The sequence below is a fragment of the Paenibacillus lacisediminis genome (assembly GCF_046567315.2).
In genome coordinates this window covers 266,950-285,101 of record NZ_JBKIAX020000008.1, presented here as the reverse complement: position 1 = coordinate 285,101, position 18,152 = coordinate 266,950, and the positions used below count along the sequence as shown (strand labels likewise).

The window sequence follows — 18,152 nt, the reverse complement described above, 5'->3', positions numbered from 1 at the left end:
TGCCGGGGCGTCTCCTATTTAGTTTTCGGACTAAATAGGAGACGCCTTGCTTGGCCATAAGGCGATGTACCTGGGCGGTTGTCTGTTAAACCATCAGTTCATGCAATCCGCTGACGACCCGATCGGCGGCGGCGAGGATCGCCGGGCTGCCGATGCCGACAACGCCGCAGCCGGCGGCTTTGCCCGCCTGCACGCCTGCCGCTGCGTCCTCAAACACAACGCATTCGGACGGTTGGAGCCCCAGGGCTGCGCTCGCGGCCAGGAACACTTCGGGGTCCGGCTTCGCCTTGGACACTTTGGTGCCGTCGATCATCGCGTCGAACAAATCCGCGATACCCAGCCGGGACAAAATAAGCCCGGCGTTTTTGCTGGCCGAACCCAAAGCGATTTTCACGCCTTGGCCGCGCAGCTGCCGCAGATATGCTTCCGCTCCCGGCAATATTTCTGACGGCTCCAGCCGGGAAATGTAGTCGACATACTCCCGGTTTTTGCTCGCCGCCATTTCCTCGCGTTCTTCCTCCGTGGCCTCTACGCCGCCAATCTCAAGCAGAATGCGCAGCGACTCCATCCGGCTGACGCCTTTTAGCCGCTCATTATCCGCTCCGGTAAACTCGAAACCAAGCCGGCGTGCCAGCGACCGCCAGGCCAGATAATGGTATTTGGCCGTATCGACAATCACGCCGTCGAGGTCGAAAATCGCGCCTTTCATCGTTTCCAGCATGCTGTGTACTCTCCTTTGGTCAATGGTGTGTTCTAGTTCAACTTTGCTCAGAACCGCCCGGGGTTTCCGGCGGTCGCGTACGGGACGCGAATCTCCTGTCCCGGAGCGACGGCAAACTCCTGCCCGCCAATTGCAAACGGCAGCGGCTGCGGGTTTCCCGCTTCCGCCGAAATCACGATCGCTTCCCGCTCGACACGGATCCGATACGATCCTTGGCGGAGGCGGATCGGGAACTCCACGGCCTGCCAGGAGGAGGGCAAAGCCGGCTCCAGCGTCACCTTGCCGTCATCGTACCGCAGCCCCGCAAAGCCCAGCACCGCGGCCATCCAGGCTCCGCCGTTGGCCGCCGGATGCGTGCCGCCGATGTAAAGGTCGCCGACGTATTGTTTAGAATCCCCAGTCAAGTCGATCGTTGCCGTCCGCATAAAGTATGGGTACGCCCAGTCCGGCGAGCCGATATCCGCCGCCACCAGCGCATAGATGCAGGAGCTTAAGCTTGAACCGTGCTCGGTCCGCGGCTCGTAGAACGCCCAGTTGGCTTTTTTGACGGCCTGACTAAAGCGGTCCCTGAACAGATGCAGCATCAGCACGACGTCGGCCTGCTTCAAAATTTGCGTCATCGTCGCCAGGCCGTTCCCCCCGCCCAGGTACTCATGCGGATTCAGCATCCTCGCCTTCAGCTCCGCCAGCGTAACCTCCTCCAGCGTGTAATACCGGTCAAACTGCTCGATCAGCCCGCTCGCCGCATCCGGCTGCGGCACGTACAGGCGATCGTACATGTCGCGAATCTGCTCCGGACGGATGGAGCCGCCCGCAAGCAGTTCCTCGTACCGCCGAGGGTCACGGCTCCGCAATATCTCCAACGCTTCCAGCGCGGTGCCAAGGCACTCTTTTACCATTATATTGGTAAAGGCATTATTGTTCACCCGCTCATGGTATTCGTCGGGTCCGGTGACATCGAGAATCTCATACCGCTGCTTGTGCGGGTTGAAGTAACCGTATGAGTAAAAAAACCGCGCACACTCCCAGATGACTTCGGCCCCGCCATCCAACAGGATGCTTTCATCGCCGGTAAACATGTAGTACTGCCAGATGCCGTACGCTACGTCCGCGCTGATATGCACCTGCTTGTCGCGGAAATAGGTGCGCATCGGGCGGCCGGTAAACACGTCGTTCACGTTGAACAGCGTACAAGCGTCATCCCCCGTCTCCTGGCTTTCCCAAGCGTAAAACGCGCCTTCGTAGCCGTATTCCGCCGCTTTGCGCCGCGCCCCATCCAGCGTATGCACGCGGTACATCATCAGATTCCGGGCCACCTCCGGCTGCGTGTACAGGAAAAACGGCAGCATAAACATTTCCGTGTCCCAGAACACAGCTCCTTTATAGACCTGGCCGGATAATCCGCGAGCCGGGATCGATACTTTCTCCGAACGGTCCGGCGCGATGATATGCAGTTGATACATGCTGTACCGCAGCGCAAGCTGGGCTTCGTCATCGCCTTCGATAACGATGTCCGTTTCGTCCCATTTGCGCTCCCACTGCTTGGCATGTTCGCCTAGCAGCCGCTCGTACCCTACCCCGCAAGCATCCCTACTCGACCGGGCCGCCGCCAAATCGATGTCTAAGGCCTCATCCAACCCAGTAAATACGGAGACGTATTTTGTCAGGGTATAGGCCGCTCCGGCCTTGCAGTTCAACCGGATTCTCCGGCGAACCGAGTTTCCCCCGCGCAGAAGCTCCTGCTCCCCGAACTCGCATTCCACCGCCTCCGCGACGGATACCGGCACGTTCAATTCATGCGTCCAGCCAGTAAGCGTCAGCACCCCACCGGCTTCATCCGCTCCGCTGGCCAACCGCTCCAAATGCGGGCCGTTGATGTCCCAGACATCGCCGTCGATGCCCGTCACGATCTCCAGTTCGCCGTCCCGGCTGCTCTCCAGCGAAATCCGGGCTACGATCAGATGCGGCCGCTCCGCACTGCAAAACCGTTCGGACGTAACCGTCACTTCCGCGCCGCCCGCCGTGCGAAACACCGAACGGCGGCGATGGATCGCATGGCGGAGATCCAGCGACTGCTCGTGCTCGAGCAGATCGGGCCCGGTGGCCGCACTGGGGCTTGCCGAAAGCGAATGCTCGCGGAACTCCCCGTCGCCAGCCCGTCCGCCGCCAGCCTGCGGCGCTTTTTGCTCCCCGCTCCCGCCGTGTCCGCCGCCCGTTAGGTGCGCCTGCCCCTCGCCGCGCCCAGCGACTGTCCCGGGCACGGCTTCCAGCACGCTGAGCGGCGCCCCGTCAAAATATACCGCCGCCGCCAACCCGTTTGGCGCATTCACCGGCTCGCGCCACTTGTCCCCGACCTTGTCGTACAGTCCGGCGACGATCGTGGCTGTCAGTTCCCTTTTGCCAAACTCCTCCAACGTTCCCCGGTACCCCAAAACTCCGTTGCCGATCATAAACTTATTGCCGTTCGTCGTGATCCGGCTCGGGTCAAACCCGCTTTCCCGCACGATCCAGCTCATTGAGCTACCGCCTTTCGCAGCGGCACCCGGACGCCCTCTTCGCCCACGCGACAGCTTTCCCCGTACACTGTAATTTCCACTTCCCCGCCTGATACCGCCCGGATCGACACCTGCTCCCGGTCAACCTCCACGAGCAGCTTCGTGCCGCGATAAGAGACCGGGAAACGGTAGCTGTCCCAGCGCTGCGGCAAGCTGGGCTGAAACACAAGCGTGTCCCCGTCCGAGCGCATCCCGCCGAACCCGTACACGATGTTCATCCAAGCTGCGGCGATCGACGTCGTATGCAGTCCTTCCCGCGTATTGCGGTTGTAGTTGTCCAAATCGAGCCGGGTGGCAAATTCGAAAAACTTGTACGCCTCCGCTTCCCGCCCGATTTCCGCGGCCAAAATCGAATGGATCGACGGCGAAAGCGACGACTCGTGGATGCAGCGCGGCTCGTAGTAATCGTAGTTCGCCCGCTTCTCCTCCGGCGTAAACTCGCCGCTATGCAAAAACATAAACATCAGCACGTCCGGCTGCTTGATCATGTCGTAACGGTACAGGCGGTCGTACGACCAATGCGAATACAGCGGAAATTCGCTGACCGGAATCGCATGGATATCGAGATGCGGCAGGTCAAAAAAGCCGTCATGCTCCTCGTACACACCCGTCTGCGCATCCCGTGGAATTTTCATATGCTCCGCTTTGTTCCGCCAGTCGGCCTGCTCCGCCTCCGTCAAGCCAAGCCGCCCCTTCAGATCGCCATAAGCCGCAGGGACTTCGCTTTGCATATCGGCGAGCACCTCCAGCGTGTATTCGAACAGCTTTTTGGCCATGTAATTGATGTAGCAGTTATTATTGACCATCAATTGGAACTCGTCAGGACCCATCACGCCGAAATATCCGTATAACCCCGACCGCTGTCCCCACTGCCCCCGGGTTGCGTAGAAACGGCTAATCTGAACCAGCATTTCCGCCCCTTTTTCAAACAAAAACGCCTTATCCCCGGTGATGCTCACATAATGACGCAGCCCGTACGCCACCGCCGTGCCGACATGCAGCTGCAGGTTGGAATGCTGCCACAGGTCGCAGCTTTCCGTGCCGTCGATCGTGGCAATCGGATAAAACGCCCCTTCACAATCCAGCTTCTGCGCCCGCTTCAGCGCCTCGGGGAGCGATTTGTAGCGGAATTCGAGCAAGCTTTTGGCCGCCTTTGGGTTGTTGAAAATGTAGAACGGCAGACAATACGATTCCGTATCCCAAAAAGCCAACCCCCGGTACGCCTCGCCGGTTAGCCCCTTCGCGCCGATGTTGAAGCCGGGATTATCCCCGTGGTAGGTCTGATACAGCTGAAAAATACAAAAGCGGATGCCTTGCTGGTTCTCCGGGTCTCCTTCGATGGCAATGTCCGAGTCCGCCCAAACCTGGGACCAGTAGGCCTGCTGCTCCGCTGCCGCCTCGTCGTAGCCCGCCTGCGTGTGCCGCGCCATGAGCTCCATTCCCCGCCGCCAAACTGCTTCGTCTTCCAGGGAGCGGTCTTTTTCCGCATAATTGACGGCCTGTTTGTCCAGCACCGTCCGCCCCCCTTGCTCCAGCTTCAGCACCAGGTCCCGGCCGATAAACCGTTCACCCTCCACAAGCTTGTTCTCCAGAGCGTCCCGCGCCTCGATACGGAAAGCGGAAAACAACCGGTTGCCCGTGTTCTCCGTTTGCCCGAGGATACCCGCGATCCCGCCGCTCTCTTCCCTTTGCTTGAGCGCCTGCCAATAGCGGCGTTGCTGATCCTCGTGAATGACGGAAAAATCCAGCCCCGTCCGCACGTGCACCGTACCCGAAAAATTAAGCGGCTCAAACGTAATCCGCTGGCAGCCGAGATTAGGCACCTTCATGCTGACCAGGCGCTCGAAGGTGAGTTTCACGTCTTTTCCGCCGGATAGATGCCACACCAGCTCCCGAGTATAGATGCCAGTCTTAAAATCCAGCTCCCTGCGGAAACCGCTAAACCGGCTGACCGCCAAATCCAGCGTCTCCCCGTCCAGCTTAATCCGCGTATACAGCCAATCCACCGCATTCACCATAAAGCGCAGCGATTTGATGATGCCTTTGTAATGGGCCGTCACCGGGCTTTCCTCGAACAGTCCGTTGAAATAGCTGCCCAGCAGCGAGTCCCCGCCGTAGCCTTCCTCCGGATAACCCCTCACCCCCATATATTCATTGCCCAACGAAAAAATAGACTCGGACACCCGGTTTCGCCCCGGGTCAAATCCCTCCTCCACAACTTTCCAAGGATCGACCTGCAAATATCTGTCCGCGATTTTCGGCATGCTCCGCCCTCTCCTTTTGCATATTTCGCTTGTCTTCAGCCGCTTTGCCGCCGGCAACCCGTGCCGCATGGCTGCGCGGCCGTTCTCCTCCAGCTTAGCGAAACAGCCGCCGCGGCCAAATGCCCATGTCTAATGAGCTTATGTGCGATTATACGGAGTTGGGCCGGGATTTTAAGGCCGGATTGCTGAAATGAGGTGATGGGGCTTGCTGTGGCGTGGCATGAGGTATTGTGACTGTGATGGTGTGATTTACTTTGGTGTGACTGGGGGGCGACTGACGGTTGGTACGACTGGTGGTACGACCTGCGGTGGTGCGACTTGCAGTAGTGTGACTTACGGTGGTGCGACCTGCGGTGGTGCGAAATTCCACCAAATGCAAAAGTGCATGCGATATTCGTCGAATTTCCTCGAAATGGGTGGTTCAACTGCAAATGTGCAGTTCATTTCCAGTCATAAGCTACTTTTTTATCCAATAGCCCCAAATGAGAGGTACTTTTGCATTTCAATCGCTCTAAAACAAAATTTTACGGAAAATCAAATGCACTTTTGCAGTTCATTTTAATCCGAAAAACGCCGGAGCTCCTTTGCCCCGGCGTTCAGTCTTACCATCCGCTATCACCCGCTATTTATTCGTTCACAAACACCGTTTTCATTTTGGCGCTATACTGTACGTCCAGCCCCAAACCTTGCGCCAGTACGGTGAGTGGCACATAGGTTTTGCGGTCCCCGCCGATGGTTTGCAAGAAGGCCGGCTCCGCTGTCAGCGCCGGGGCCCCGTTTACCGTAATTTGTCCGGAACCGGTCGGGATGACAGCCCTCTGGCTTCCGTAAACGACGCTGGCGGTTTGCGTCCGGGAATCCCATTGGCTTTGGGCCCCGATCGCCTCGGTAATGTCCTTGATCGCCACAAACGTTTGGCCGCTTTTTAGCACAGGCGGATACGGCGTTTTCAGCTCCTGCCCTTTGACGACGACGGAAATTGGCGCGGTGCCGGTTTTCGCCGCCGTTTCCCGGTAGTTTCCCCACACGGCCTTAGCGAACACCTTGGCGATTTCCTCGTATCCCGCCTGATTCGGATGGATGTCGGATTCCGTAAAAATATGCGTCAAAGACAACTCGCGGCCCTCGAACGCCGCAGCCACATGCGCGGCTTGAACCGGCTTTGCCTCGGCCGCAAACTCGGCGGCGATCCCGTCTACGATCGCGCTAAACTTCCCCGCCATAGCCGTGAGCTCGGCGTGGACGGCAGCGCCGGCCAAGGATGGAATCGGCTGGTACTGATCGGCGAGCACGATTTGCGCCGACGGATTAAGCTCCGTTAGGATGCCAAGCACCTCGCGGACATTTTCCCCATAGGCGTTCAGCACCCCGTCCGCCCCGGCGCGAAGCTCGTCCAACGTGAGGTGCTGAACGTCCGGCAGCAGCTTCAGCAAGTCGTTCCCGCCGATCGTAATCGTGATCAGATCCGCCTGCTCCAGTTGGCGTTTGGCCTCAGCCGTCCCTGCTGCCAACGCCGCCATTCGCTGGTCCGCCAGCTTGGGCTGGATCACGTCAGCCGTAACTGGCACTCCTGCTTGGATCGCCGCCACATAGTTTTTGAGGCCTTCGCTGGTCAAACCGAGAATGCCGTAATTGACCGCCCGGGTTCGGCCATGGAACAGGCCCTGCTCCTTGAGCCGTTCAACGAAACCGTACGGGACACCGCTTGTGTCCATCCCCGGCTCGTACCCGGCGGTAATGGAATCGCCAAGCGCGACGATCAAGTAATCATCGGCCTGAACCTGTGACTGCTTTGCAACTGTACTTGTGAATGCATCGGGTCCTGTACTTGGATATGCATCTGCTCTTGCACTTGTGAATGCATCTGCTCCTGTACTTGGGTATGCTTCTGCACCTGCACTTGTGAATACATCGGCTCCTGTGCTTGGATACGCGTCTGCTCTTGCACCTGCGCCATTCTCCCCTCTAACGGCCGAGCCTGCATGCGCCCTGCTTCCGCCTCGGCCATCACGGCACCGCCGCTGGTCAACAATAAAATAAGCGCCATAGCTCCCGTCGGCAAAAATCGTTTCCAAAGGACTCCCCTAAGTCCATTCCCAATTCGAAATTGCACCAATCCCACTCCACCCCTTGTCCCGGCGATTTTGAAAAAACTAGTCCCGCCCGAAAATGTAACGGACCGTAATGACGTTATTCGCTCATTTCCCGGATATTTCCCAATGTAACGGACAGAGCAGACGCTATCGGGCTACAAATGTAGTGGATTGGGCTGATTTGAGCGAAATAAGGTCTGCTCGGTCCGTTACAATGTTTACTCCTCTGTTTTTGGACAAATAACGCTCCTCAGGTCCCTTAGAATCTCCGATCCTCCAACTTGTGTAATCCTTCTTGCGCAACTTGAACTTACTTTATCCGGGGTTGATCATTACAAAAAAGCCCGGGGCATTTGCCGCCCCAGGCTAAAGTTGCCTCTTGTGCCGACAGCTTCCCGCTTGTCGATCGTTTACCGCTTTCCGGCAGTTTGGAGAGCCTGACCGTCGCTCGCATTTTTGCTCTCGCGCAATCTTCTTCTCCCTGACGCTTTGCACGACGACTAATACAATGCCTTGCACGACGCATAGCACAGCCGGCCCTTAACGCATGCAGCCACCCTTCAATCAGCCGGGCAGAGCCGGCCGGGTTATCCCTTCTTTTCGTCGGCACGCTTGGCTTTTTTCAAATATTCGTCGTACCGTCCATCGAGCTCCTTGCCCATTTTCCGGTAGGCCAGCGTTTCTTCCACGATCGGATCCAACGTCGTCTGGACCCGGATCTCGTATTTCGGAGACAACCGTCTTCGTTCTTCCTTCCGGCGCTCCTCTTCACTGCCGTATTCCCCTTCGGTCAGCATCTCGCTGAGCTCACGTTCCAACTCTTTATGATCGCTCATCCCTGGACACCCCTTCCGGTTAAATTGGCTTTATCGGTTGCCGCCACGGCCATGGATCACCAGTGCTATTGTTCACTAGTGGTGTTGTTCACTAGTGCTATTGTTCACCAGTGCCACTGCTCCCAGCGCTACTGCTTTCAGCACTAGTGCCACTACCCCAGCGCTACTGCTCTCAGCACTACTGCTCACCAGTGCCACTGCTCCCAGCGCTACTGCTCCCAGTACCTCTCAGCACTACTGCTCACTGTCCGCTACCCCCTAGCAAATCGGCCGAATGAGCGGTGAGACTCTACATTCCTGTGGCGTCCGCGCTCTTCAAAATCCCCAGCAGTTCGTTGTGGATTTTGCCGTTGCTGGCCGCCAGATGACGTACGCCGATGTCATAAGGGTTGCCTACGGTATCGGTGACTATTCCTCCCGATTCCGCAACGATCAGCGCCCCAGCGGCCACATCCCAGGCATTCAGTCCTACTTCATAATATCCGCTCAGCCGTCCGGCCGCGACGTAGGCCAGATGCAGGGCGGCCGAGCCGGCGGCGCGCAGGCTGCGAACCTCGCCGGACAAGGCGTTCAGGCCGCGCATATTCGTCGGCAGTGCGAACTCCCGGTCAGGGTTGAAGCCAACCGCCACCACGCTGTCCGAAAGCGCCGACTCCGCCGAGACCTTGCATCTTTGACCGTGCATATAAGCACCTTTTCCTTTTTCCGCTAAAAACAATTCATCGCGCATCGGGTCGTAAATGACCCCGACGGTAATTTCCCCGCGGTAAGCGAGCGCGATTGATACGCAAAAAAACGGAAATCCGTGCACAAAATTGGTCGTGCCGTCGATCGGATCAACAATCCACAAATATTCCGCTTCGCTGGCCGCGGCGAGCGCGGCCGCAGAAGCCGCCGCTCCGGGAGCGACTCCTTCTTCGCCGAGAATGCTGTGATCCGGGAAGTGCGTCAAAATAAGCTTGCGGATCATCGCTTCGGCGCCCTTGTCCACATCCGTCACCAAATCGCGCGAAGAAAGCTTCGTGCCGAGCTCGCCGTAGCCGCCGAGCTTGCTCTTGATCCATTCCCCCGCCTTGGATGCGCAGTTGATCGCCACGGCTGTCGGGCTTTTACTGCCCACCACATATGGTACTTTCGGATTTGATTCCAATGATTTCACTCTACCTTCATCGTAAACTTGTAATACTTTACCAGTAAATCTATACGTCCCACAAAGAGCAAAGTTGCGTCCTTTATCCCCTTCTCATACCTTTTCGCATCAGATACGCGGGGCACACCTGGATCGCCGATATGCAAAAAGTTCGCATCCGGAGCGGGCCTCCCTGGCCCCGCCGGAAACGAACTTCTTCTTCATGAAATGCGGCGGTTTAAGCGCCGACGATATTGTAGCCGCCATCCACGAAAATAACTTCCCCGGTAATTCCCCGGGAGAGGTGGCTGAGCAGGAACATCGCCGTATCGCCCACCTCCGCGGTTTCGGTCGTTTTGCGCAGCGGAGCTTTTTCCTCCACCTGCTTCAGGATGGAGTTAAAGTCGCTGATGCCCTTCGCCGCCAAAGTGCGGATCGGACCAGCGGAAATCGCATTGACGCGGATGTTTTTCGGGCCGAGATCATTCGCCAGATAACGCACCGAAGCCTCCAGCCCGGCTTTGGCCACGCCCATCACGTTGTAATTGCGCATCACGCGCTCCGAGCCCATGTACGTCATCGTCATGATGCTGCCGCCTTCGGTCATGAGCTTGGACAACCGCTGCGACACCGCTACCAGCGAATACACGCTGATGTCATTCGCCAAGGCAAAGCCTTCGCGGGAGGTGTCCATAAATTCGCCGGCCAAATCTTCGGCTTTGGCAAACGCGATGCTGTGCACGAGGCCGTGCAGCACGCCGAATTCGCTGCGCAGCGTTTCCGCCAGCGTGTCGATCTCCGCGTCCACCGTCACGTTGCACGGCAAAACCAGCGAATTCGGAAGCGTTTCGGCCAGCTTGCGCACACGGCCTTCCACGCGTTCGCTCTCGTATGTAAACGCCAGGCGCGCGCCCTGCTCTGCAAGGCTTTGGGCAATCGCCCAAGCGATGCTCCGCTCGTTGGCAACCCCCATCACGATAATATTTTTACCTGCCATTAAATCACCCATCATGATCCTCCTCAATAAAGACACTTCATTTTGTACAACTTACCTTATTTGACGGCTTTTTTCAAGGGATGCGCCGGAGCTTGTCCATCGACATGGCCGCTGCCGAAACGAACGATCATGAAGCGGACGTTTCTCCAAAAAACATCTCGTAAGCCAGTGCCGTCTGTACCTTGGACTCCTCTTCCGTCAGCTGGCGCACCAACTCCAGCTCCACCGATGTAACTTCCTCACCATTGAAGTTGATTTCGGCGACACAGGCGGTGATTTTGACGATGGCCACCGCCTTGTTGTCGGGCGTATAGGCGATCACCTTTTGCCCGGTAGGAAACACCCGCAGCCCCTGCTTCAGCATTTTGCCGCGGCCGTATTCCAACAGCTCATACAGTTCCTGTTCCTTTTTGAATTTGCAGACGGAGTTGAATTCCGTTTGAAAACCCATTGGCCCACTTCCTTTCCCTAATTAAAGTTAAAGCACGCCGCTCTCGAACTCCAGCTTCTGCCGGGCTTCATAGCGCTCAAGCGCCAACCCGATCAGACGGTCAAGCAGCCCCTCGTAGGACAGCCCCGTCTCCCGCCAAAGCAGCGGATACATGCTGAACGGAGTAAAGCCCGGCATCGTGTTGACTTCGTTGATCCATACCGCCTGATCCGCTTTCCGCACAAAAAAATCGGCCCGGCAAAGCCCGCTCCCCGAAATCGCTTTGAAGGCCTTGACGGCGAGGTCCCGAATCCGATCGGCCAGATCGGGATCCAGTGGCGCCGGAATAAGCATCTGTGATTTGCCGTCCAAATATTTGGCCTGGTAATCGTAATATTCTCCGGAAGAGACGATTTCTCCCGGCACGGACGGCAAAGGCTCGTCATTGCCGAGCACCCCGACCTCCACCTCGCGGGCGTCGACGAACTCCTCGACGATCACCTTCACGTCATAACGAAGCGCAAGCGCGATCGAATTCAGCAACTCGTCCCGCGTTCTCGCTTTGGAAATACCCACGCTGGAGCCCAGATTGGCGGGCTTTACGAAGCAAGGATAACCGAGCTTATCTTCGATCCCCTGAACCAGCGTATGACCGGCGCGCTCCCACTCCGTGGCGGTGAAGAAGCAATACTTGCATTGCTCAAGGCCCGCTTCGGCGAACAGCTTCTTCATGATCACCTTATCCATCCCTGCGGCCGAAGCAAGCACACCGGCCCCCACATAAGGCAGGTCGGCCATTTCAAACAATCCCTGAATCGTCCCGTCCTCGCCGTTCGTCCCATGCAGCAGCGGAAACGCCACGTCGATGGCCGACTCGCCGGTCGAGAGCTTGCTGAACAGCAGGCTCATCGCCGCCGGCGTATCGCCTGCGCCATTTTCCAGCTTCAGCTCCTCCAGCGCGGAAAACGGGGCCGACAGCTTGCTCCCGACGCTCCATTTTCCCTGCTTGTTGATATAAAAAGGAAGCAACTCGTATTTATCATAATTAAACGCCTGCGAAACGGCGAAGGCCGTCTGCAGCGAAACTTCATGCTCTCCCGATTTGCCCCCGTAGATAAGCCCTACGGTCAATTTGTCCTGTCCCATGGGTAACCTCTTTTCTTTAGTTATACACAGCTGCCAAAGTCATCTTTTGAAGATATAAGAAAGAGTTAACTACTAAGCATTGGCTTCCTTATATCGCAAGAAAAACTACCGCTAATCGCGGTCTGTCTTCCTTGAATTTACGTCGATAAACGTTTTTCTTATCACGAAGCAGGTCAAGAAGCTTAATCGACATCGAATCTTGAATTCAGCCGGGTCTTCCGTTGCTCACGTAGGCTCACCTACGCTCCGCTACTCAGTCCCTAGGTTCATCCAACCTTCTCGGTGCTCAAAACCTGACTCCGCCATTTCAAAACCGGTCCGCGATATGAAAAAAACGATACACCGTATTTTCGGTCCAGGCGTAGGAATCCCTGTAGTCCCAATAACGGTGTTTGCTTGGCGTCGTATGGGCGTTGACCAGCGGCATCCCGCCGGCGTCGAAGGCGGTGACGATCGTGCTGTGCTGGAACCTGCCGTTGGCGTCCCAGTCGTAGATGATCACATCCCCCAGCTCCAGCTGCTCCGGCCGTTCGCGGATTTCCGCGCGCAGCCCGGCGTCGCTGCGGACGAGATGGCCGTGCAGCGCATGCGCCACGGACCAGCTGTAACTCCAGCCTTCCCGTCCGCCGACGTAGCCTTTGTACCACCAGCCCGATTCTCTTTTTCCAGTATAGTTTATTGGGGCTCCGCCTGCAAAGAGGCATTGCGAGATATAGTTGGTGCAGTCGACTTCAAAAGCGGCGAATTCCGGGTTGAACCCGTCCCACCAGCGGTCGGCGTACAACGCCGCCTCTTCGCGCCGGTAAGCAATGCCTCTTGGCGGGGTCCCCCCAAGCAGCTCGCGGTTTAAAAACGGCCGCGGCGCCGCCGGCCTGCGGCCGTCCCCAGCTTCGTCCGGCTCCGGCAAAGGCATCGACGGATGGCGCTCCGGCACGGGCAGCTCCACGCGCGAGACGATCCAGCCGGCCCCGTCGCGCTGCAGCGTCAGCCGCTGCTTCTCGATCCGCTCCTCCAGATGACGGGCACCGCCTTTTTCGTAATATATTTTTTTCAACAGCTGCAGGTCAACTTCGATCTCGCCTTCCCGTTTTTCGATTTCCCGCACCAGCTTGGCCCGCGTTTCACAGCGCAGCGGCGCCGCTCTCCGGCTGCGATACCACATGTCCAGCTGCCGTTTGCGCTCCCCGCGCCGCAGCAGGTAATCCAGGTCGGTGACAACCGTTCCTGTGCTTGGCGTCCGGTAATCCACTTCATCCTGGTTTTGTTCGTTCACATAAATGGACAACGTCTTTCTCCATTCTTCCGCCACTGTTCACGCCTCCTTTTCCATTAGTTCCAAGTATATGAACGCCCGTACGGGAGTATGTTCCCTCAAGGCAGCCGTGAAAGCCCATTCAACCGCGTTATCTCGGCAAAATCAGGCGGGTCTGGCCGCAAAAAGTTCTTTACTCTCCGGGTCAGGGACGGTATACTTAATGAAGTGGTTGTTTTTGAAATTACGTTTCACCTAATGAAACAAGGAGGTACATTCATGTCAGCTAACGATTTTAACTCCGCAGCCCGTTCGCTTGAAGTCGGCGGCAAAAGCTACCGTTACTTCAACCTGCAGTCCTTGGAAGAACAGGGACTCGGCAAAATCTCCAAACTGCCGTTTTCCATTAAAGTGTTGCTTGAAGCGGCTGTCCGCCAATTCGACGGAAGAGCCATTACCCAGGAGCATGTGAAGCAAATCGCCGGCTGGAGCGAGGGCCGCGATGAGACCAAAGAGATTCCTTTTATCCCCGCTCGCATCGTTTTGCAGGACTTTACCGGCGTGCCGGTCGTCGTCGATCTGGCCGCCATGCGCGACACCGTGAAGAAAGCCGGCGGCGATCCGAAACGGATCAACCCGCTCGTGCCGGTCGACCTCGTCATCGACCACTCCGTCATGGTCGACGCCTTCGGTTCGCCGGAAGCGCTCGAATATAACATGAAGGTTGAATTCGAACGCAACGAGGAACGCTACCGCTTCCTGCGCTGGGCGCAAACGGCGTTCGACAACTTCCGCGCCGTGCCGCCAGCCACGGGGATCGTGCACCAGGTCAACTTGGAGTACCTGGCATCCGTTGCGGCGACCAAAACGGTGAACGGTGAAACGTTCGTTTTCCCGGATTCTCTCGTCGGCACGGACTCCCATACAACGATGATCAACGGCCTTGGCGTTGTCGGCTGGGGCGTCGGAGGCATCGAAGCGGAAGCCGGCATGCTCGGCCAACCGCTGTATTTTGTGGCGCCGGAAGTCATCGGCTTTAAACTGACCGGCAGCCTGGCCGAAGGCGCCACGGCGACCGACCTTGCGCTGACCGTCACGCAAATGCTGCGCAAAAAAGGCGTCGTCGGCAAATTCGTCGAGTTCTACGGCCCGGGCCTGTCGAACATCAGCCTGGCCGACCGCGCTACCGTGGCGAACATGGCTCCGGAATACGGCGCGACGATCGGCTACTTCCCGGTCGACCAGGAGACGCTCGCTTACATGCGCAGCACCGGGCGCTCCGAGGAGCAAATCGCGCTCGTGGAAGCTTATTACAAAGCGCAAGGCATGTTCCGTACGGACAATACGGAAGATCCGGTGTTCACCGATCTGATCGAGCTCGACCTCGGCACCGTTGTTCCGAGCTTGGCCGGACCGAAACGTCCGCAGGACCGTATCGAATTGACGGCGATGAAAGAAAGCTTCAACAGCATCATCCGCACGCCGATCGATAAAGGCGGATACGGCCTTAGCGATGAGAAAATCACGCAATCGGTGGCGGTGAAGCATCCGGACGGCTCGAACAGCGAGCTGAAAACCGGCGCGGTTGTGATCGCGGCAATTACGAGCTGCACGAACACGTCCAACCCAAGCGTCATGGTCGGCGCCGGCCTGCTGGCGAAAAAAGCGGTCGAACGCGGCCTGAAAAAGCCGGGCTACGTGAAGAGCAGCTTAACGCCGGGCTCCCTCGTCGTGACCGAATACCTGCAAAAAGCCGGCCTGATCGAACCGCTTGAGGCGCTGGGCTTCCACGTCGCCGGTTACGGCTGTGCGACCTGCATCGGGAACTCCGGTCCGCTGCCGGAGGAAGTCGGCGCGGCGATCGCCGACAATGACATGACCGTGGCCGCGGTGCTGTCCGGCAACCGGAACTTCGAAGGCCGCGTGCACGCGCAGGTTAAAGCCAACTACCTGGCTTCCCCGCCGCTCGTCGTCGCATACGCTTTGGCCGGCACGGTTAATATCGATCTGCAAAACGATCCGATCGGCTACGACGGAAACAACCAGCCGGTATATCTGAAGGATATCTGGCCGTCTTCGGCGGAAATCAAGGAAGCGATCGCCGCGTCCCTGAGCCCCGATATGTTCCGCAGCAAATACGAGCATGTATTTACGCAAAACGAGCGCTGGAACGCGATCCCGGTGCCGCAAGGCGAACTGTACGAGTGGGATGAACAATCGACGTACATCCAGAACCCGCCGTTCTTCGAGAAGATCGGCGACGGCCTGTCCGATATCGCCGACATCCGCAGCGCGCGCGTGCTTGCCCTGCTCGGCGACTCCGTAACGACCGACCATATTTCTCCGGCCGGCAACATTTCGCCAAGCAGCCCGGCGGGCAGCTATTTGAGCGAGCGCGGCGTCGAGCGCAAGGACTTCAACTCCTACGGCTCCCGCCGCGGTAACCACGAAGTGATGATGCGCGGCACCTTCGCCAACATCCGCATCCGCAATCAGGTGGCGCCGGGTACGGAAGGCGGCGTCACGAAATATTTGCTGTCCGATGAAGTGATGTCGATCTACGACGCCTCGATGAAATACCAGGCGAACGGCCAGAACCTCGTCGTCATCGCCGGCAAAGAGTACGGCACCGGCAGCTCCCGTGACTGGGCGGCCAAAGGCACGTACCTGCTGGGCGTCAAAGCCGTCATCGCCGAAAGCTTCGAGCGGATTCACCGCAGCAACCTGGTTGGCATGGGGGTTCTGCCGCTGCAGTTCCAGGAAGGCACCAGTTGGAAGACGCTGGGCATCGACGGCACAGAAACGTTCGACATCGCCGGCCTCAGCAATGACGTGAAGCCAGGCCAAGAGTTGACCGTAACGGCGACCCGCCAGGACGGCAGCACGTTCCAGTTCCCGGCGATCGCCCGCCTCGACAGCACGGTCGACGTCGATTACTATCACAACGGCGGTATTCTGCAAACCGTGCTGCGGCAGATGATTGCGGCAGGCGTGTAATTTTGCGGAAGTCTCCGAGATAAAAGTTTAAATGCAAAAAGCGCGAGTGCGAAGGGGTGAACGCCCCTTGCAACTCGCGCTTTTTTTAACTTATATATCGTTTAATGATCATCATACCTTTTACCGGCCATAATGGGAAAAGAATAACTGGATCTTTCAATTTTAAGTTCCATGTGTTATATTATAACTATAACAGTTGTAACAAAGGAGATGCTCTACCCTTGATCATAAAGCTGGATTTGCAGTCGGAGGTTCCCATTTACACGCAGCTGGTGAACCAGATTATCGAAGGGATCGCCAGCGGTAAGCTGCAATTGGGTGAGCCTCTCCCCTCGGTGCGCAGTCTGGCCTCCGATATCGGCGTTAACCTGCATACGGTCAACAAGGCCTATACCCTGCTGAAGCAGGAAGGTTATATTCAAGTCCACCGCCAAAAAGGCGTCGTCGTTGATCCGGTCGGCATGCCGCCGGTTACCGCAGAGTTCCTGGAGAAGCAGGAGCGGGAACTGCGGCCGATTGTGGCGGAAGCCATTTGCCGGGGCATGAGCAAGGAAGAGCTTCTGAAGATGGTGGAACGCCTTCACCACGAAATTACCCAGTCCGAAAGGAGCGAATAAAGATGCAATGGATGTCCGCTTTGGTGCTGATCTTGATGTTTGTGCCTCTTTTGGCTTCGCTCGCGTTTATGCCGTATTTGACGAGGGAAACGGTCAGCTTCGGGGTGTCCGTCAGCGAGGAGCAATATCGCAGCGAACCGCTCCGCCGGATGCGCAAGCAGTATACCGTTCTCAGCAGCATGATCTATACCGCCCTGCTGCTGCTGTGCACCGCCGGAATGCGGAGCGTGGAGGGGAATGAGCAAGGCCGGGTGTTCGGCACGTTTGTCGCGGTCATGGTCGCCGTTTCGATCCTGCTGAACATAAGCTTTTATTTCCGGATGAAAAAAATCCGCCCTACGCTTCCATCCCCCCAGCCGCAAAAAGTTTTATTGGCGGTGGATACCGGCTTTCACCGGCAGAAGCTGACTTTTTCCGGCAGATGGTTTCTGATTCATGTCCTGATCATCGCCGTAAGCGCCTCGATCATGTTCATGAACTACGAGGCCATTCCCGATCCGGTCGCTACGAAATTCGATTTCGCGGGCAATGTCGTAAGCAGTGCGGCCAAATCGTACCGCATCATCCTGTTTCCAAGCGCCATGCAGGCGATCATGACCCTGCTGTTCTGGTCCGTCAATTGGAGTATTCAAAAAAGCAAGCAGCAAATCCACGCCGGCCACCCCGAACAATCGATCCGGCAAAATGCGGCCTTCCGGCGCAGATGGTCGCTGTTTACGATTTTGTCGTCGCTTGCGCTGGTGTTCATGTTTACACTGGTGCAGCTCAGCATGATCCGTCCGCTGGAAGCGAGGATTGTACCATTCGTCAGCCTGGTCGTTCCGGCGTTTATCATCTTGTTTGCGATGGTGTTGTCCTTCATGACGGGCCAAGGCGGGAGCCGGCTGGGAAGATCGGCCGAAGCTTCGGCGGCCGCGCCGCCGAACGATGACCGCTATTGGAAGCTCGGAGCGATTTATTTCAATCCGCAGGACCCTTCCGTTTTTGTGGAAAAACGATCCGGCATCGGCTGGACGCTTAACTTCGCGAACCCGGTGGGCTGGTTTGTGCTTGCCGGCATCGCCGCCCTGATCATCGGTTCCAGCCTGTTTTTCAGGGGCTGAGGCTGCTGCAAT

Annotated in this window: 14 protein-coding genes; 3 read left to right on the top strand and 11 right to left on the bottom strand. The window is 57.4% G+C overall.

Annotation, left to right across the window (positions count from 1 at the left end):
- Nucleotides 1–85 precede the first annotated feature (85 nt).
- The 11 genes from pgmB to ACLD72_RS17745 all read right to left on the bottom strand — a co-directional run bounded on the left by pgmB (nucleotide 86) and on the right by ACLD72_RS17745 (nucleotide 13,480).
- Nucleotides 86–721: a beta-phosphoglucomutase gene (gene pgmB, locus ACLD72_RS17795; RefSeq protein ID WP_410998574.1), complete on the bottom strand. Its 636-nt coding sequence runs from the start codon at nucleotides 719–721 to the stop codon at nucleotides 86–88.
- A 47-nt stretch (nucleotides 722–768) separates the two neighbouring features.
- Nucleotides 769–3,237, bottom strand: coding sequence for a glycoside hydrolase family 65 protein (locus ACLD72_RS17790; RefSeq protein ID WP_410998576.1), 2,469 nt, complete (start codon nucleotides 3,235–3,237; stop codon nucleotides 769–771).
- On the bottom strand, nucleotides 3,234–5,540 hold the full coding sequence (locus tag ACLD72_RS17785) for a glycoside hydrolase family 65 protein (RefSeq protein WP_410998578.1): 2,307 nt from the start codon (nucleotides 5,538–5,540) through the stop codon (nucleotides 3,234–3,236). Before ACLD72_RS17785 ends, ACLD72_RS17790 begins: the two co-directional genes overlap by 4 nt.
- 626 nt (nucleotides 5,541–6,166) lie before the next feature.
- A complete protein-coding gene (locus tag ACLD72_RS17780; protein WP_458476081.1) occupies nucleotides 6,167–7,303 on the bottom strand; it encodes a stalk domain-containing protein in 1,137 nt (378 codons plus the stop codon).
- A complete protein-coding gene (locus tag ACLD72_RS17775; RefSeq protein ID WP_458476080.1) occupies nucleotides 7,300–7,587 on the bottom strand; it encodes a hypothetical protein in 288 nt (95 codons plus the stop codon). The genes ACLD72_RS17780 and ACLD72_RS17775 overlap by 4 nt, the downstream gene beginning before the upstream one ends.
- A gap of 633 nt (nucleotides 7,588–8,220) precedes the next feature.
- Nucleotides 8,221–8,469, bottom strand: a complete 249-nt coding sequence (locus ACLD72_RS17770; RefSeq protein ID WP_410998582.1) for a hypothetical protein — start codon at nucleotides 8,467–8,469, stop codon at nucleotides 8,221–8,223.
- 289 nt (nucleotides 8,470–8,758) lie between these two features.
- Entirely contained in the window at nucleotides 8,759–9,628 is an 870-nt protein-coding gene (locus ACLD72_RS17765; RefSeq protein ID WP_410998583.1) for an inositol monophosphatase family protein, read from the bottom strand.
- 208 nt (nucleotides 9,629–9,836) lie between these two features.
- Nucleotides 9,837–10,607 carry an enoyl-ACP reductase FabI gene (fabI, locus tag ACLD72_RS17760; protein ID WP_251592486.1) on the bottom strand — a complete coding sequence of 257 codons (771 nt, stop codon included), beginning with the start codon at nucleotides 10,605–10,607 and terminating at the stop codon, nucleotides 9,837–9,839.
- 115 nt (nucleotides 10,608–10,722) lie between these two features.
- Nucleotides 10,723–11,046 (bottom strand): hypothetical protein, encoded by a 324-nt coding sequence (locus ACLD72_RS17755; protein ID WP_251592178.1) that lies wholly within the window; start codon nucleotides 11,044–11,046, stop codon nucleotides 10,723–10,725.
- 27 nt (nucleotides 11,047–11,073) lie between these two features.
- Nucleotides 11,074–12,171 carry a D-alanine--D-alanine ligase gene (locus ACLD72_RS17750; RefSeq protein ID WP_410998585.1) on the bottom strand — a complete coding sequence of 366 codons (1,098 nt, stop codon included), beginning with the start codon at nucleotides 12,169–12,171 and terminating at the stop codon, nucleotides 11,074–11,076.
- A 307-nt stretch (nucleotides 12,172–12,478) separates the two neighbouring features.
- The gene (locus tag ACLD72_RS17745) at nucleotides 12,479–13,480 is read right to left on the bottom strand and encodes an amidase domain-containing protein (protein WP_410998587.1); all 1,002 of its coding nucleotides are present in this window, start codon (nucleotides 13,478–13,480) and stop codon (nucleotides 12,479–12,481) included.
- Nucleotides 13,481–13,702: 222 nt separating this feature from the next.
- On the opposite strand from ACLD72_RS17745, the gene acnA reads away from it, so the two are divergent.
- The 3 genes from acnA (at nucleotide 13,703) to ACLD72_RS17730 (ending at nucleotide 18,140) form a co-directional block, all read left to right on the top strand.
- Nucleotides 13,703–16,420, top strand: a complete 2,718-nt coding sequence (gene acnA, locus ACLD72_RS17740; RefSeq protein WP_410998589.1) for an aconitate hydratase AcnA — start codon at nucleotides 13,703–13,705, stop codon at nucleotides 16,418–16,420.
- 221 nt (nucleotides 16,421–16,641) lie between these two features.
- Nucleotides 16,642–17,037 carry a GntR family transcriptional regulator gene (locus tag ACLD72_RS17735; RefSeq protein WP_410998590.1) on the top strand — a complete coding sequence of 132 codons (396 nt, stop codon included), beginning with the start codon at nucleotides 16,642–16,644 and terminating at the stop codon, nucleotides 17,035–17,037.
- 2 nt (nucleotides 17,038–17,039) lie between these two features.
- Entirely contained in the window at nucleotides 17,040–18,140 is a 1,101-nt protein-coding gene (locus ACLD72_RS17730; RefSeq protein ID WP_410998591.1) for a DUF1648 domain-containing protein, read from the top strand.
- The last annotated feature ends 12 nt before the right edge of the window (nucleotides 18,141–18,152 follow it).

What these genes read in the sequence shown, in the direction of transcription:
- ACLD72_RS17775 (WP_458476080.1), bottom strand. Translation starts at nt 7,587, where the DNA reads ATGGCGCTTATTTTATTGTTGACCAGCGGCGGTGCCGTGATGGCCGAG.
- acnA (WP_410998589.1), top strand. Translation starts at nt 13,703, where the DNA reads ATGTCAGCTAACGATTTTAACTCCGCAGCCCGTTCGCTTGAAGTCGGC.
- ACLD72_RS17755 (WP_251592178.1), bottom strand. Translation starts at nt 11,046, where the DNA reads ATGGGTTTTCAAACGGAATTCAACTCCGTCTGCAAATTCAAAAAGGAA.
- ACLD72_RS17750 (WP_410998585.1), bottom strand. Translation starts at nt 12,171, where the DNA reads ATGGGACAGGACAAATTGACCGTAGGGCTTATCTACGGGGGCAAATCG.
- fabI (WP_251592486.1), bottom strand. Translation starts at nt 10,607, where the DNA reads ATGGGTGATTTAATGGCAGGTAAAAATATTATCGTGATGGGGGTTGCC.
- ACLD72_RS17785 (WP_410998578.1), bottom strand. Translation starts at nt 5,540, where the DNA reads ATGCCGAAAATCGCGGACAGATATTTGCAGGTCGATCCTTGGAAAGTT.
- ACLD72_RS17790 (WP_410998576.1), bottom strand. Translation starts at nt 3,237, where the DNA reads ATGAGCTGGATCGTGCGGGAAAGCGGGTTTGACCCGAGCCGGATCACG.
- ACLD72_RS17770 (WP_410998582.1), bottom strand. Translation starts at nt 8,469, where the DNA reads ATGAGCGATCATAAAGAGTTGGAACGTGAGCTCAGCGAGATGCTGACC.
- pgmB (WP_410998574.1), bottom strand. Translation starts at nt 721, where the DNA reads ATGCTGGAAACGATGAAAGGCGCGATTTTCGACCTCGACGGCGTGATT.
- ACLD72_RS17730 (WP_410998591.1), top strand. Translation starts at nt 17,040, where the DNA reads ATGCAATGGATGTCCGCTTTGGTGCTGATCTTGATGTTTGTGCCTCTT.